The 15,534-nt window shown below is 38.4% G+C and carries 9 protein-coding genes and 1 pseudogene; 6 read left to right on the top strand and 4 right to left on the bottom strand.

All coding sequences use genetic code 11. The features are described 5' to 3' along the window. Window positions 1–71 precede the first annotated feature (71 nt). The 4 genes from hflK to L654_RS0113225 all read left to right on the top strand — a co-directional run bounded on the left by hflK (window position 72) and on the right by L654_RS0113225 (window position 4,403). Complete coding sequence (hflK, locus tag L654_RS0113240; protein ID WP_010554352.1) at window positions 72–1,241, top strand: FtsH protease activity modulator HflK; 1,170 nt, start codon at window positions 72–74, stop codon at window positions 1,239–1,241. Window positions 1,242–1,246: 5 nt separating this feature from the next. Beyond that, window positions 1,247–2,125: a protease modulator HflC gene (hflC, locus tag L654_RS0113235; protein ID WP_010554353.1), complete on the top strand. Its 879-nt coding sequence runs from the start codon at window positions 1,247–1,249 to the stop codon at window positions 2,123–2,125. A 214-nt stretch (window positions 2,126–2,339) separates the two neighbouring features. Continuing rightward, entirely contained in the window at window positions 2,340–3,653 is a 1,314-nt protein-coding gene (locus L654_RS0113230) for an adenylosuccinate synthase (protein ID WP_010554354.1), read from the top strand. Window positions 3,654–3,764: 111 nt separating this feature from the next. Further along, window positions 3,765–4,403 (top strand): SEL1-like repeat protein, encoded by a 639-nt coding sequence (locus tag L654_RS0113225; RefSeq protein ID WP_007586412.1) that lies wholly within the window; start codon window positions 3,765–3,767, stop codon window positions 4,401–4,403. A gap of 69 nt (window positions 4,404–4,472) precedes the next feature. Here the strand turns inward: L654_RS0113225 and L654_RS0113220 are convergent, their stop codons facing one another. After that, entirely contained in the window at window positions 4,473–6,320 is a 1,848-nt protein-coding gene (locus L654_RS0113220; RefSeq protein WP_024608191.1) for a sodium:proton antiporter, read from the bottom strand. A gap of 870 nt (window positions 6,321–7,190) precedes the next feature. On the opposite strand from L654_RS0113220, the gene proB reads away from it, so the two are divergent. Next, window positions 7,191–8,297 (top strand): glutamate 5-kinase, encoded by a 1,107-nt coding sequence (gene proB, locus L654_RS0113215; RefSeq protein WP_024608190.1) that lies wholly within the window; start codon window positions 7,191–7,193, stop codon window positions 8,295–8,297. Then, window positions 8,294–9,541, top strand: a complete 1,248-nt coding sequence (locus tag L654_RS0113210; RefSeq protein WP_007586417.1) for a glutamate-5-semialdehyde dehydrogenase — start codon at window positions 8,294–8,296, stop codon at window positions 9,539–9,541. Before proB ends, L654_RS0113210 begins: the two co-directional genes overlap by 4 nt. Before the next feature lie 76 nt (window positions 9,542–9,617). Here the strand turns inward: L654_RS0113210 and L654_RS0113205 are convergent, their stop codons facing one another. The 3 genes and pseudogenes from L654_RS0113205 to L654_RS0113195 all read right to left on the bottom strand — a co-directional run. Continuing rightward, the gene (locus L654_RS0113205; RefSeq protein ID WP_024608189.1) at window positions 9,618–11,825 is read right to left on the bottom strand and encodes an EAL domain-containing protein; all 2,208 of its coding nucleotides are present in this window, start codon (window positions 11,823–11,825) and stop codon (window positions 9,618–9,620) included. A gap of 59 nt (window positions 11,826–11,884) precedes the next feature. Continuing rightward, on the bottom strand, window positions 11,885–15,103 hold the full coding sequence (locus L654_RS0113200) for an ATP-binding protein (RefSeq protein WP_024608188.1): 3,219 nt from the start codon (window positions 15,101–15,103) through the stop codon (window positions 11,885–11,887). Next, a pseudogene (locus L654_RS0113195) lies at window positions 15,103–15,534 on the bottom strand (signal peptide prediction); the annotation flags it as partial. The gene L654_RS0113200 and the pseudogene L654_RS0113195, both read right to left, overlap by 1 nt.

The following is a 15,534-nucleotide window of genomic DNA, read 5'->3' as shown; positions in this document are numbered from 1 at the left end:
TGAGAAACGCGGTAGATTTGTTAGATTTAACACAATTTCCTAATTTATTTAGATAACAATGGAGTATAGCTATGGCCTGGAATGAACCGGGTAATAATGGCAATGACAAAGATCCGTGGAATAATAAAGGCGGACGTGATCAAGGCCCACCTGATTTAGACGAGGTGTTCCGCAAGTTTAGTAACAAGTTCGGCGGCTTATTTGGCGGGAAAAAATCCGGCAATGGTAGCGGCGGTGGACTTGGCGGAGCCGGTATTTCATTCATACTTATTATCGCCGTTATTGTATGGGCGTTAAGTGGTATTTATACGGTTAAAGAAGCCGAGCGTGGTGTGGTTCTTCAATTTGGTAAATATGACCGAATTGCTGATCCTGGTCTGCGTTGGAAAATGACGTTTATTGAAACGGTAATCCCAGTAGATATTGAAGCAGTTCGTTCATTATCGGCTTCTGGTTTTATGCTTACTGAAGACGAAAACGTAGTGAGCGTTGAGTTTCAGGTGCAATACCGTGTTATTGACCCATACCTTTATGAATTTAGCGTAACTAACGCTGATAGTAGCTTAGAAGAAGCACTAGATAGTGCACTACGTTACGTTGTGGGCCATGCAAAAATGGACCAAGTATTAACTAATGGCCGTGAGGTTGTGCGTCAAAATACATGGGATGAGCTTAATAAGATTATCGAACCATATAACTTAGGTTTAATTGTTACTGACGTGAACTTTAAAGACTCTCGTCCGCCAACTGAAGTTAAAGATGCATTTGATGATGCGATTGCTGCACAAGAAGATGAAGAACGTTTCATTCGTGAAGCAGAAGCATATGCTCGTGAAATTGAACCGCGTGCTCGTGGTCAAGTAACGCGTATGACTCAAGAAGCGGAAGGTTACCAAGAGCGTATTACATTAGAAGCACAAGGTGAAGTAGCTCGTTTTGAAAAGCTATTACCTGAATATCAAGCAGCTAAAGAAGTTACTCGTGAGCGCTTATACATTGATGCAATGGAAGAAGTGTTAGGGAGTAGTTCTAAAATATTGGTTGATGTTAAAGGCGGTAATAACATGCTTTATTTACCACTTGATAAGATCATGGATAAGCAAGGGACAGCAACACGTGTTGCACTTCCAAGCTCTAGTGATATTCAAGATTTACGCAATAAAGTAAATACGTCGCGCAATAGCTCTGTTAATAGTGGCAATGACCGCTTTAACAACGACCGCTTCAATGATGGGAGATAATCATAATGAAAAACTTTAGTTTAGTAATACTATTAGCTGCCATTGTTATGTCTTTCTCATCGGTATTTGTTGTACCTGAAGGGCAAAAAGCAATTGTAATGTTATTCAGTAAAGTACAAAAAGACAGCGACGATCAAGCGATTGTATATGGCCCAGGCCTACAATTTAAGGTGCCATTTTTTAGCCAAGTACGTCGCATTGATGCACGTATTCAAACGCTAGATGGTGCGCCGGACCGCTTTGTTACTAGTGAGAAAAAAGACTTAATTGTTGATTCGTTTGTAAAATGGCGTGTTAATGACTTTAGCGCTTTTTACTTGCGTGCCCGTGGCGATAAGCAATATGCTGAAACGCTACTTAAACAAAAAGTAAATAATGGTCTTCGTACAAACTTTGGTACACGTACAATTCGCGAAATTGTATCGGGTGAGCGTAGCGAGTTGATGGAAGAAGCGTTAGTACAAGCTTCTGAAAGTGCACGTGAGCTTGGTATTGAGGTGCTAGACGTACGTGTTAAGCAAATTAACCTACCACAAGAAGTGAGTAGCTCTATTTACCAACGTATGCGCGCTGAGCGTACTGCTGTTGCAAAAGAGCACCGTTCTGAAGGTCAGGAAAAAGCCGAGACTATTCGTGCGGGTGTTGACCGTCGTGTAACAGTAATGCTTGCCGATGCAGAGCGTAATGCGCGTTCTGTACGTGGTCAAGGCGATGCTGATGCAGCAGGCATCTATGCAAGCGCGTATAACAAAGACCCTGAGTTCTTTAGTTTTGTGCGTTCGCTCGAGGCTTACAAAAAGACTTTTAAAAATAAGCAAGACGTTATGGTGCTTTCACCAGATAGCGACTTCTTCCAATATATGAAAGGCGCTAAAGCTCAATAGGCTTTACGCTAATTATTTAAAAGTTAAAAAGCCTCGCATTTGCGGGGCTTTTTGTTAAACACAGTCTAGTGCTTTAAATCACTGTTATTTATGTGGTTATTAGCTAATATTTGGATATAACAAATGCGCGCAGAAAAAATAAGCTGAACAGGGGTGATCTTTACTTTAGTTTTCTGGTAAAATCTCGTCCTAATTTTCTCTAAGTGAATTTACGATGGGTAAAAACGTTGTTGTATTAGGCACCCAATGGGGTGACGAAGGAAAGGGTAAGGTAGTTGATCTCCTTACAGACAAAGCATCTTTAGTAGTTCGTTATCAAGGTGGCCACAATGCGGGTCATACTTTAGTTATCGAAGGTGAAAAGACGGTTCTACACCTTATTCCATCGGGTGTATTACGTGACAATGTTAAATGTGTGATTGGTAATGGTGTAGTTTTATCACCAGAAGCGCTAATGAGAGAAATTGGCATGCTTGAAGAACGCGGCGTACCAGTACGCGAGCGTCTTTTAATAAGTGAAGCATGTCCGCTAATCTTGCCTTTCCATGTTGCATTAGATGTAGCCCGCGAAACTGCTCGTGGCGATAAGCCAATTGGTACAACTGGCCGTGGTATTGGTCCTGCGTACGAAGATAAAGTGGCTCGCCGTGGTTTACGCGTAGGCGATTTATTTAATCCTGAATTATTTGCAGCTAAATTAAAAGAAGTTCTTGAATACCATAACTTCACTTTAGTTAACTACTACAAAGTAGACGCTGTAGATTTCCAAAAAACGTTTGATGATGCAATGGCTGTTGCTGATATCTTAAAAGCAATGGTTGTAGATGTAACTGAGCTTTTAGATCAAACGCGTTTAGCAGGCGAAAACATTTTATTTGAAGGTGCACAAGGTACGTTACTTGATATCGATCACGGTACTTACCCTTATGTAACATCTTCAAATACTACAGCTGGTGGCGTTGCTACTGGTGCAGGTTTTGGTCCATTAAACCTTGATTACGTTTTAGGTATTATTAAAGCGTACACTACACGTGTTGGTTCAGGCCCTTTCCCTACAGAGCTTTACGACGGTCTTGAGAAACAAGATCCAGTTGGTAAGCACTTAGGTGATAAAGGCCATGAGTTTGGCGCTACAACAGGTCGACTTCGTCGTACTGGTTGGTTAGATGCAGTGGCTATGCGCCGTGCGGTTCAAATCAACAGTATTTCAGGTTTTTGTTTAACTAAGCTTGATGTTTTAGATGGCTTAGAAACGCTTAAAATCTGTATTGGTTACAAGCTTGAAGATGGCACAGTTACTAACGTAACACCATTAGCAGCTGAAGGTTACGATAAAGTAACGCCAGTATACGAAGAAATGCCAGGTTGGTCAGAAAACACTGTTGGTGTAACGAGTCTTGACGGTTTACCAAAAGCTGCGATTGACTACATCAAGCGTATTGAAGAAATTACGGGTGTTCCAATTGATATTATTTCTACAGGTCCAGACCGCGTAGAAACTATGGTACTTCGCAACCCGTTTGCGTAATTACCATTAGATTAAAAAAAGCTGCCTAGTGCAGCTTTTTTTGTATCTAAAATTCACCTTGGAACGATCTTTGTATATATTTTAATAAGTTTATTTTTATAAGTGGTGAGCATGCGTTTATTTTACCGTAATTGCGTATTAAGGCTTTCGTTAATTCCGCTGTCTTTATTTATAGCAACCAACAGCTTAGCTACAGAAAGCCCTGCTGCTGTACCGCTGTATACAGAATCTGAGCTAATTGCGTTAATAAATAAAAATACGCATTTAGCGCGGGTAAAGGCAGATGATTGCCAGTTAGTGCAAGATATAGAAGCACGAGCCAATAAAATGGCATTGCCGTCTTATCAATTTTTATACGGCGATATGCTGGCTTATAACGTGTGCGTGGATCGTAATGTAGAGTTAGGTGTGTATTACATGCGAAAAGCGGCTGAGCAAGGCTTAGCGGCAGCGCTAGAGCAGTTAGGGCGTTACTACGACACTGGGCGTTTAGTCCAGCAAGATAAAGCAATGGCAATTACGTATTTGCGTGAAGCGTCGTCGCAAGGCAATTTAAAAGCACAACTACGTTTGGTTAAATTATTTAATGATGGCTATGGCAGCCCGCGAGATTTTGAAGATGCATACCGTTGGCTATTTAATTCTATGGTGGCAGATAAAGCTACTCATAAAAAAATTGAGCGAGCGTTGACTAAGTTAGCGCAAAAAATGCCAGATAGTGTGGTTGCGCGAGCTCGTCTTCCTATTTAATGGCCCTTAAAAACAAAACCCTAACTTTTTAAGTTAGGGTTTTTGAGTTTTTACTACCTGTAAAAGTGTTTAACTTTCTTCTTTAGCCTTTGTTTGCGGGTCTTTTAAAACCGACATTTTAGGCGGCTGTAATGCAACAACACGTTCACCTTCTTGCGGTGGTTTTTCCATGTTGATTGTAAACGGTCTTAGCTTAATAGGCGTATCGTCGTCGCTGTCTTTATCACCTTTAAGAATAAACAAAGGGATAGCCTCAGGGTTCATTTCTAGGTATTGCTCCCAGCTAAACTCATCCGAGATACGTGTTGAACTAACCTTACCGCCTTTAGCTATAATACTGCTTAAACGTGCATACGAGCCTTCGTCTCCAAACAATATTTGTCTAGATAAAAACGTTGCACTGTCTTTATTTGCTTTAGCATGCGACGTTGATGAGCGAAGCGAAAATACATTTTTTTCATTAAGTAAATGCGAAAAGTATTGAACGCCTAGCGCATTATGATGACGGTTTGGCGATAGCGCTAAGACACTGCGAATAGTTGTTAGAGGTAAGTAGCGTTCAGCATGCTCTGATTGCGGGTTACCATAATAACAAGCCAAGCCATCCATACGTGCCATTCTGCAGTTTTCCCATGCAGGGTCTGAAAGGTGAACCGGAATACTCTGCTCTTGTAAGCCACGTCCAATTGCACGCGATACATGGTTTGCACCAATAATTAATATTGTATTTGGTGATGGTTGGCGTACACCTAATAGCTTGGCAACAGGAATGGCTGTTAAGCTTTGCAGCACAACCGTAATGATGATCACCGTAAATATAAGTGGCACCATCTTTTCAGCATCAGCAACGCCAGCTTCCATCATACTTAGTGCAAATACCGACCCAACTGCTGCGGCAACTATACCGCGTGGAGCAATCCAGGCAAGTACCAAGCGAGACTTCATTGGTAAGTCAGTACCAAAGGTCGAAATAGCAATACACAGTGGGCGTGCAACAAAAAGCACAATAGCTAAAAATATAAATACATCGCTGTCGAGCATCATCAAATCAGAAAGCTGTAAACGTGCTGCAAGTAAAATGAACAGCGTTGATATTAATATCATCGACAAGTCTTCTTTAAACTCAAGTACAGAATCTATTTCTAAATCGTCTTGGTTCGCAAGCCAAATACCAAATACAGTTACTGCTAATAAGCCTGATTCATGGCTTAAATAATTTGATACAGAAAAACTAATAAGGACTAGTGCTAAAATCCCAAACTTATGTAATTCAAATGGCAGCCACTCGCGGCGCATTAATAGGGTTGTTAGCCAACCTGCAGCAACACCAATACTTAAACCGACACCTAGGGTTTTAACTAAAGCAATAATAGTATGACTAAATACTTCGCCTTGGCCTACAAGCATTACAGCTTCAAATACCAATACAGCAAATAATGCGCCAATTGGGTCTATTACAATACCTTCCCAGCGAAGTATACGGTCTATGTCTTGTGTTGGGCGCATTGAGTTTAATAGCGGTGCTATAACGGTAGGGCCAGTAACAACGAGTACTGCGCCTAGTACCGCAGCAACACGCCAGTTAAGCTCAAGCAACCAGTAGGCGCTTAGGCTAATAATAATGCAGGTAGTAAGCATACCGATTGAGCAGAGATTCCTTACAACTTTTCCTATCCCTTTTAATTCTCTGAAATGCAGAGTTAAGGAACCTTCAAATAAAATGATGGCAACGCTTAGTGATACTACTGGAAACAGTAAATCACCTAAAAGTGCATCAGGGTCTAAAACACCACTAAATGGTCCAAGTAAAAGACCAGTAAGCAATAAGAAAAGAATAGCGGGTACTCTAAAAGCCCACGCGACCCATTGGGCAAGCACAGAGCAAAGTGCGATACCGGCTATGTAAATTGCTGACATAGATTAAGAATTCCTTATTTATGACGATATGTTTAGAAAGTATAACTTTTGTTAATTATTAATACAGGGGTATACACCGGAAACTCAAATATTACTAATCAATTTTAGCTGCTTATAAAAGATTAGTAGGCTTAAATTATTTAGCGAGAACTTAGCCACCTTATTTTAAAGTGTATTAATTGTTTAATTTATTGAATTTTAATAACAATATAAAGGGTATGAGTGTTTTGTATTAACTTAGTTCGAATTTTAACCTTGATTTTAAAGGGGTATTTGGTGTATTATACTTCGTGTTCTAATAATTAGTCATCTAACGAAGTTTATTGAAGATAAAACAGGCTTGTTAATCTTAACGTCATTTTTAATCTTTATAATCATGTGTTAGTGATGTTTCTAGTATTTGAGCATTACAAAATATCATTTGCCGAATTCTTGGTATGGTTTTGCCAAACAAGTTTATTTAATTATTTAAGTAAATAAAGGTTTGAGTTGAACTATTACTTTCAATATTTAGCCCCCCATCGTGGCGGTTAAATCTCGGTCCTTTGGTCTTCACCCTATCTGTTGGTGTATCAGACTTTAGAGGCTCTATGTATGTTGTTAATAAAAAAGCCACACACAGCTTTTTACAGCGATGCATAAACAACACTTTTAAATTTTTTGATTAGTGCTGCTCAATATTATTGGGTTGTTGCTACTTTTACTTAACCTCAAATCTAAGCTTCTTGTTTTAGATATGGTTTTTGCGTGTGTGTAAAAAAGTGTTGCCTAAATGAAAAGAAAAATTCGAAGCTATGTTTTAAACCTAGCTACTTAGTTTTAGCTCGTCTAATTAAGATGAGCGCAGATAAAATGGAAAGTTGAGCATTTATGCAAAAGTTAAATTGGCGACGTATCGTACTTAAAGTAGGTAGTGCATTAATTGCACCAGATCAAGATGGCTGCCGTTCGCGTTACATATTAACCATCGCACAGTTCATTGTTCGTTGTCGTGCCCGTGGAATCGAGGTGATTTTAGTATCATCGGGTTCTGTAGCGGCTGGAGCGCATTTATTCCCATCAGACAAACCTCGCTCTGTGGTGATGAAAAAAGCAATGGCGGCAGCAGGCCAAACAGAAATGATCGCCATGTGGGACCGCTTTTTTGACTTTCCATCTGCGCAGTTATTATTAACGCATGGCGATTTACGTGACCGCGAGCGTTATCAAAGTATTCGCGAAACAGTGTTTACTTTACTTGAGCATGGTGTTTTTCCTATCATTAATGAAAATGATGCTGTAACTACCGACGACTTAAGAGTGGGTGATAACGACAACTTATCAGCAATGGTCGCAGCAGCTGCCGATGCCGATGCTTTATTAATATTCTCAGACGTTGATGGGCTGTATGATAAAAATCCTAACTTGCATGATGATGCTGTGTTACTGCCTGAAATAAAATCAATTGATGAATCTATTTATGCTATGGCAGGATGTGCTACAAGTGCCGTTGGTACTGGTGGCATGAAAACCAAAATAGAAGCGGCAGAAAAAGCAACGTCACATGGTATAGCGACTTATATTATAAACGGCTTTAAAGAAGAAACATTTACAAAACTGCTAGCTGGGGAAAATCCTGGCAGCATATTTTTACCGTACGAAAAACCGATGCAGGACTCTGTACATTGGATGACACACACAGCAAATGAGCAAGGTGAAGTTGTTGTTGATGGATCATTTGATGAATCCCTTGAAGGTGAAAGTGGATGTATTCGCGGTGATGAAATCATGGAAGTCCATGGTGAATTTGCTGTTGGTGATACCATTTTAGTACGTAGTGAAGACGGTACGCGTTTAGCTAAAGCGACCGCAAATTATAGTAGCTGTTTGTTAAACTTTATTGCAGACAACGAACAGAGTGAATTCAGCGAAAAAATGCAGGATTCAATTGGACCAGTTATATCTGAAAAACATATCGCATTATTGGAGAAGTCATGAGTTTAATTACGGACATTTCACGCCAGACAGCTAAAGCTGCCCATACACTTGCTTTACTCGATACCGAGACTAAAAATCAAGTACTAGTTGAAATGGCAGCGGCATTAAGAGAGCAAAAAGCATTTATAATCAAAGAAAACGAAAGTGACCTAAGCGCAGCACGCGACAATAACTTAGCAGCCTCAATGATCGACCGCTTAACGCTAAACGATGAGCGTATTGAAGCAATGGCAGAAGGTATTGAAGTAATCGTAAGCCTGGACGATCCTGTTGGTCAGCTACGTGATATTACAGAGCGTCCAAATGGCATTAAAATTCGTAAAATGCGCGTACCTCTTGGCGTTGTATGTATGATTTACGAAGCACGCCCAAATGTAACAGCAGACGCTGGCGCATTATGTTTTAAATCAGGTAATGGCGTAATTTTACGTGGCGGTAAAGAAGCACTTAAAAGTTCGCAAGCTATCGCAAGTGTAATGCACAGCGTACTTGAAAAGCATAACTTACCAGTATCACTTATTTCAGTGATTCCAGATCCAGATCGTGCACTATTAATGGAATTAATGCAGCAACGTGAAAGCATTGACTTAATAATTCCACGTGGCGGTGAAGGCTTAATTAACTTTGTTACTGAAAACAGTACGATTCCAGTAATTCAGCATTACAAAGGCGTTTGTCATCTATATGTAGATAAAGATGCAGACCTAGAAATTGCGCTTAACTTACTACTTAACGGTAAAACGCAGCGTACCGGTGTTTGTAATGCACTTGAGGGCTTAGTAGTTCATCAAGATGTTGCAGATGAGTTTTTAAATCTGTGCGCAGTTGTATTACGCCAAGAAGGTGTAAAAATAAATGCTGACAGCTTTGCAGCTAAATACTTTGATAATGCAACTGTGTTAGCCGATAACGAATTTGGTGAAGAATATCTAGACCTAGAAATCGCTATTCGTGTTGTACCAAACTTTACGGCAGCGGTTGAACACATTGCACAGTTTGGTTCAAACCACACTGAAGTAATTTGTACTAAAAACGCAGCCGCTGCAGAGCTATTCCAGCGTAGTGTTGATGCTTCTGTAGTTATGGTTAATACATCATCTCGCTTTTCTGATGGCTCACAGCTGGGTCTAGGCGCAGAGATTGGTATAGCAACTTCTAAGCTTCATGCATACGGCCCTATGGGACTTGAGTCACTTACTACTGAGAAGTACTTAGTGAATGGTGAAGGCCAAGTTCGCGAGTAACCGCTAAAGCTTAATTTCATTAAAAAGCCGAGTATGGAAATACTCGGCTTTTTTGTTTTTTCAGACTACTCTGTAATTAATTTAGTTTTTCAAGCCAGTCGCTTGCAGGTTCAGGCCTGTGTAAATAATAGCCTTGAAGAATAACTTCTGGATATTCCTGCAATAAATCAAAGTGGGACTGGTTCTCAACACCTTCAGCAACTATCTCGAGTTCAAATAAACGGCCTAAGCTTACAATCATATCAATAATTAACTTATCGTTATTATCAGTCGGTGCTTCCAATACAAAAGAACGATCAATTTTAAGTTCTTGTATTGGTAGTTGTTTAAGATAAGTTAAACTCGAATATCCAGTACCAAAGTCATCAATTGATACCCTAATACCTAGCTTCTTGAGAAAGTGAACAGCCTCAATAGCCGCTTCCATGTGATTAAGTAATGTACCTTCAATTATCTCAATAGTGAGTTGCTGAGGATTAATGCTATGTTGCTTTATTTGTTGGCTAATAAAGCTTAAAAAACGCGCTTCATGAAAGTGCCTGCCACTTACATTAATTGATAGGTTTAACTTAGGGTGAGTTTTACTAAGTTGCGTTAATATTTCAAGTGCATTTGAAGTTACCCAGCAATCTAAGTCATAAATTATATCTGATTCTTCAGCTATAGATATAAACTCACCAGGGCTAATAAAGCCTTTTTGAGGATGCTCCCATCTTAATAAAACCTCAGCGCCTTTAAGGGTTTGGCTTCGGTCAAATTGAGATTGTAAATATAGGGATAACTCATTATTTGAAATAGCTTTACGTAAATCTTGCTCTATTTCAAAACGGCGTTTTGCTTGCTCGCCAAACGAAGTATCAAAAAAGGTAACCCTATTGCCGCCTTTCTCTTTTGCCTTGTAGCAGGCAGCTTCACAGTTACGAATTGTTTCAATAGCGCTTTCCCACTGATCTTCTCGAGGAAAAATATACGTGCCAATACTTACTGTTAAGCTAACGTCTTGTTCATCAACCACAAAGGGGTGGTTTACACTTATGAGCAGTTCTTGGGCTTTATTTTCAGCCATAGCTTGGGCTCTGATCCTGCCAACGCCTTTTTCAACTGTACACAGTACTGCAAATTCATCACTGCCTAAGCGAGCAATAACATCTTTTTTACTCACCTTAGAATGAATTCGTTTAGTTAATTCTTTTAAAATGTTATCGCCAGCGAGTAGGCCTAATCCATCATTTATTGAGTGGAAGCTGTCTATGTCAATAATATAAATATAGGCATAACTATTTTCGGTACTACAAACCTGAAGTTGCTGCTCCAACTGCTTTAAAAAACCATTTCGGTTGGGCAAACCTGTAAGTTCATCATGCCATGTGAGGTAGTGAATTCTTTCTTGCGTTATCTTAACGCTAGAAATATCACTAAATACACCAATATAGTGCACGTTGGTATCTTGCTCGCCTTTTACCATACTGAGAGTTAGCAGCTCAGGGTAAAGCTCGCCATTTTTTCGTCTAGTTACTAGCTCTCCACTCCAATAGCCTGCTTGGCTAGCATGTTCCCATACTTGGTCAAAGCTAATACTAGGGTGGTTATTTTGTTTAATATCATGCAACTGCATTTGTAGTGAGTCAGATTCAGAGTAACCTGTAATCCGGCAAAATGAAGGGTTTACGGCAATAATTTTTCCGTTACTGTCGGTAATAACAACGCCATCGGCGGTTCCCGTTAGGGCTTGATAAAATAACTTTTGTTTTGAGGAGAGTTCTTTTAATTCTTCTTCACGCTGACTTAATTCTTTCGCCAGTGACTCTATTTCAAGTAGTTTGTCGTGCAGGTCGAAGTTTTTTTCTATAAGCCTATCTAGCATGCCTTGAGCGGTAATATGAGTGCGAATGCGTGCTCTAACGAGCGCTAACTTGTAAGGTTTGTGTATGTAGTCAATTGCGCCCATAGCAAAGCCTTTTTCTTCAGACTCTTCTTCGGTAAGCGCAGTTACAAATATAACGGGGATGCCTTTGGTATTTTGTTTCGCTTTGAGTATATTACATACTTCGTAGCCGTCCATGCCAGGCATCATTATGTCTAATAAAATCAAGTCAGGCCGAGTTGACTCAATAAAGATCAAAGCCTGCTCACCACTAGTAGAAATACGTACATCGTAGTCAGTTAAAAGTCCTTCTACTAATACGTGTAAATTACTAGGTTCGTCATCAACAATAAGAATTAAAGGTTTATGCTTTTGTTCTGTGGTTAATCCATTATTGTTTGCGAGGTAATTTGAATGCACTATCTGTCCTTCTCTGCGTTCTTTACAATATTAAATCTAGTTCAGGTTAGTGGTTATGCCTAATTTTTATTATCGTTTCTATACTTATCAATAAGCTCAATTACTAACGCGTAGTTAAAATGATCAATTGCTTCTTTGAGCTTAAATAGAGAGTGGCCTCTCTCATATTGATTCATTTCTAGCTGTCTAATCAAACTGCTAGGTACGGGGCGAGCCGTTAATGCTAATGAGTATATATTATCAATAACCGAGTCTTCGTTTTCTAGTTCATGTTGCTGTATATGTTCTTTTTTAAAGCTGTCAGCTATCAAAAATTGTTTTACAGCAAAAAGTGTAAGTATTAATTGCTCATTAAAATGAGATAAATTAATACTTTTCTTATCTATTAAGCTTTTCTCGACACTTTGCGCGCTTTGTTGCAGTAGCTCAAAGCCTAATGTGCCGGCCAAGCCTTTGAGTGTATGTACTAGTCGAATTAAGCTTTCTAACTCTCTATTTTTGATTAATATATCAGCTTTAATCGAAAAGTCATTGTAATCGTTAACAAACTGAGTAAATAATTTAGCTAACAATTCGTCATTGCTTTCTAGGTTTTCTTTTGCTAAAGGCAGGTTTATAGTGCTCAGAGATTCGCTACTTTGCAGATGCTTTTCTATACTTTCGTAAAGCGCATCAAAAATAATCGGTTTTACTAAAAAGTCATCCATACCCGCTCTAAACGCTGCTTTTTTATCATTAGGATCTGCGGNTGCCGTAATGGCAATTATGGGAGTTTTGTAGCCTCGCTCTCTTAATGTGCTTGTTGCTTCAAGCCCATCCATAACTGGCATTTGAACATCCATAAAAATAATATCGATGTCATTTATCTCTACTTTATCTAATGCATCATGTCCATTATCAGCAATGATCACGGTCATATCTAATCTTGCTAAAAGGGCGGAGGCTATTTCTTGGTTAATTCTATTATCATCAACAACTAATGCATTAAAACCCGAGAATTTAGGGTGAGGCTTTAATTGCTTTTCTTTAAAATTATTTGGTGAAAGCTTTCTTAAAATTTCTACGTCACTATTTTTATTACCAATAATTATAATGTCTATATTTTCATTTTTTGCAATTGGCTCAGGAGACTCTTCATCGGTAATTAATAAAATCAGTGTCAATTTTTCATTAACGTTTTTATTTTGAGCGTACAGTTGTTGTAAAATAAAGTTATCGTTGAGCTCTTTTTTTTCTATCGACATTATTACAATACTAAATGGGCTACTAGGCTGAGACATTTTTGCAATGGCTCTTAATGGTTCTTGTGTTGTTTCTGTCGTTATATTTATATCACTTAGTAAGTCCATTAATTTTTTAATTTGCTCATTATCAGGGCTAATTAATAAGGCGTGTTTTTTAAGCTTTTGTTGCTCAGATAAAGTAAAGGGTAGAGTAAAGAAAAACTCGCTACCTTGATTAATCGTGCTCCTTACTTGTATATCTCCGCCCAGCAATTTAGTTAATTGTTTGCTTATAGTGAGTCCTAAACCGGTCCCACCATACTTTCTTGTTGTGCTTGAATCACCTTGCGAGAAAGACTGGAATATAATTTTTGATTGCTCTTGCGTCATCCCAATACCCGTGTCTTTTATACTAAAGCGAAGGTTTATTGTTTTTTCGTGTTGAGATGTCGCTTCTATAATTAATGATATTTCACCATGCTCAGTAAACTTAATTGCGTTACCTACACAGTTATTTATTATTTGGCTTAAGTGCATTGGGTCGCCAATAAGTTCAAGCCCTGCATCAACGTGTAAAGTAAAGTTTAATAACAAGCCTTTTTGCTTAGCATTTGTTGAGAATAAATTTTGAACGTTAGAAACTATAGTATGTAAGGTAAAAGGGATTTGCTCTAACTGAACTTTTTCCGATTCTAGTTTAGAAAAATCTAGAATATTATTTAAAATCTGCAATAAATTTTGAGCACTTGAAAAGGCTTTATCTGCATAGTGTTTTTGCCTTGAGGGAAGCTCACTGCTTTGTAAAAGTTGCAACATACCTAATATGCCATTCATTGGGGTGCGAAGTTCATGACTCATATTGGCTACAAAATCTATTTTTGTTTTATTGGCTTTATCGGTTTGCTCCATAGCACTCGTCAGGTCGGCATTCATTGCTTCCATTTGGGAATTTAATACGCGGGTTTTATTGAGTAGCTCTTTGGTTTGCTTATTTTTTAAATATAAAGCGTTAGCTGCTTTTATTACCGATGCTATTTCAGTTTGATTTTGGCTGTTATTTGAAATAGTCACTGGCTTTTCGCTATTCATATCTTTAAGTAATAAAGTGAGCTGAGTAATTGGTTTTATAACCGATCTAAAAATAAAATAGCTTAAAAATAAAATGATTAACATAATTAAAACGGCAAATATATTTGCCTGTTCTGTATTTTTTGTTAAGTGGCTACTTAGTAGCTCTTCTGTTTTGATTAGTTTATTTTTTTCTATGTTTTTAATTTCATTAGTTAAATACAGCAATTCGTTTTCTATGCCTGTAAGCACTACATTTACAGAAAAAGTGTAGCTACGGGTGAGTAATACAAGTTGGTTATAAGCTTGTTTTAAGCTTGTTGTTTTATTGGAGAGGGATTCATTTATTACAGAGGTGCTCGTTAGTTTTTTATGTAAGTGATTTAAGTTTTGTTTTACATTTTGTGCTTCATCAAAATTAGGTTTATAGAGATAGCTTATAATTGCGTGTTTTAAATTACTTATTGTGAGTAAAACATCGTTAAAAATAACTTTATTATCATTGTTTGAAGACCCTTCTAAATCACTAATTGTTACCTGTAGGTCATCAATAGGCTGTTTGAACTGAGTAGTGTAAAGGTGTTCGCGTTTTTGTCTGTTTACGACAACTTGGCCAAATGTATCTTGGTAATTATTTAGATACTCGCCAAGGCGTATTAGTGAGTTTTTGTACTGTGGTGTATGGTTTTGAGTGTTTGCTTTTAGTTGCTTAAGATCTAGATTTGCCTTATTTAAGTAAAAATTAAATTTGGTAATCGTATTTTCATTTGCATTGTCAATAAATGAAACTGCATGCCCTTGCAGGGAAATAATATCGTTTTCTAAGTGATTCACAGCTTCACTTTGAATAAGCGCGTTATGCTGCGACTTTTGCAAGTTAAGTAAGGACGTTTGTGAATAGTTAAACAAATAGCTTTGTAAAAGAAGTAATCCAATCAGCGAACACAAAGCTAATATTATTTTTGATTTAATTGAATTTATTATCATTATCGGCTAATCAACTCATACCATTTTTGTAGACTGTAGTCATAGGTTGGCATAACTGTATTCCATACTGCTACATTGCTAAAGCGTTTATGGTAACTACCGCCATTACGTTGTCCACCTGCTTTTACTGCTACGTCGCCATTTGTATTTAATAAATCTATGCTTGTTACTTTTCCACCGTACCAGTAATCCCATTCGGCCGGCGATAAGAGTAGTTTAGAGCGTTGTGGGTTACTAATGTAATAACCTTGGCGAGCAATAAATGCACCAGGCCAACCCGAAAGCCACCAGTTCATATAATCGTAAGCTGCATCTTTTACGCTACTTTGTGTTTGTGACGATAAACACATAACACCATGCCAGCCTCGGTAGCCTTCTTTTGGCGCGGCAAAACGAACATTAATATTTTGGCTGTTTAACGCAGAGACGGC

The sequence above is a fragment of the Pseudoalteromonas sp. TAB23 genome (assembly GCF_000498075.1).
Lineage (GTDB): Bacteria > Pseudomonadota > Gammaproteobacteria > Enterobacterales > Alteromonadaceae > Pseudoalteromonas > Pseudoalteromonas arctica.
Note: the sequence above shows the minus strand (reverse complement) of the source record. Positions and strands in the feature narration are given on the sequence as shown.

What these genes read in the sequence shown, in the direction of transcription:
- hflK (WP_010554352.1), top strand. Translation starts at nt 72, where the DNA reads ATGGCCTGGAATGAACCGGGTAATAATGGCAATGACAAAGATCCGTGG.
- hflC (WP_010554353.1), top strand. Translation starts at nt 1,247, where the DNA reads ATGAAAAACTTTAGTTTAGTAATACTATTAGCTGCCATTGTTATGTCT.
- L654_RS0113230 (WP_010554354.1), top strand. Translation starts at nt 2,340, where the DNA reads ATGGGTAAAAACGTTGTTGTATTAGGCACCCAATGGGGTGACGAAGGA.
- L654_RS0113225 (WP_007586412.1), top strand. Translation starts at nt 3,765, where the DNA reads ATGCGTTTATTTTACCGTAATTGCGTATTAAGGCTTTCGTTAATTCCG.
- L654_RS0113220 (WP_024608191.1), bottom strand. Translation starts at nt 6,320, where the DNA reads ATGTCAGCAATTTACATAGCCGGTATCGCACTTTGCTCTGTGCTTGCC.
- proB (WP_024608190.1), top strand. Translation starts at nt 7,191, where the DNA reads ATGCAAAAGTTAAATTGGCGACGTATCGTACTTAAAGTAGGTAGTGCA.
- L654_RS0113210 (WP_007586417.1), top strand. Translation starts at nt 8,294, where the DNA reads ATGAGTTTAATTACGGACATTTCACGCCAGACAGCTAAAGCTGCCCAT.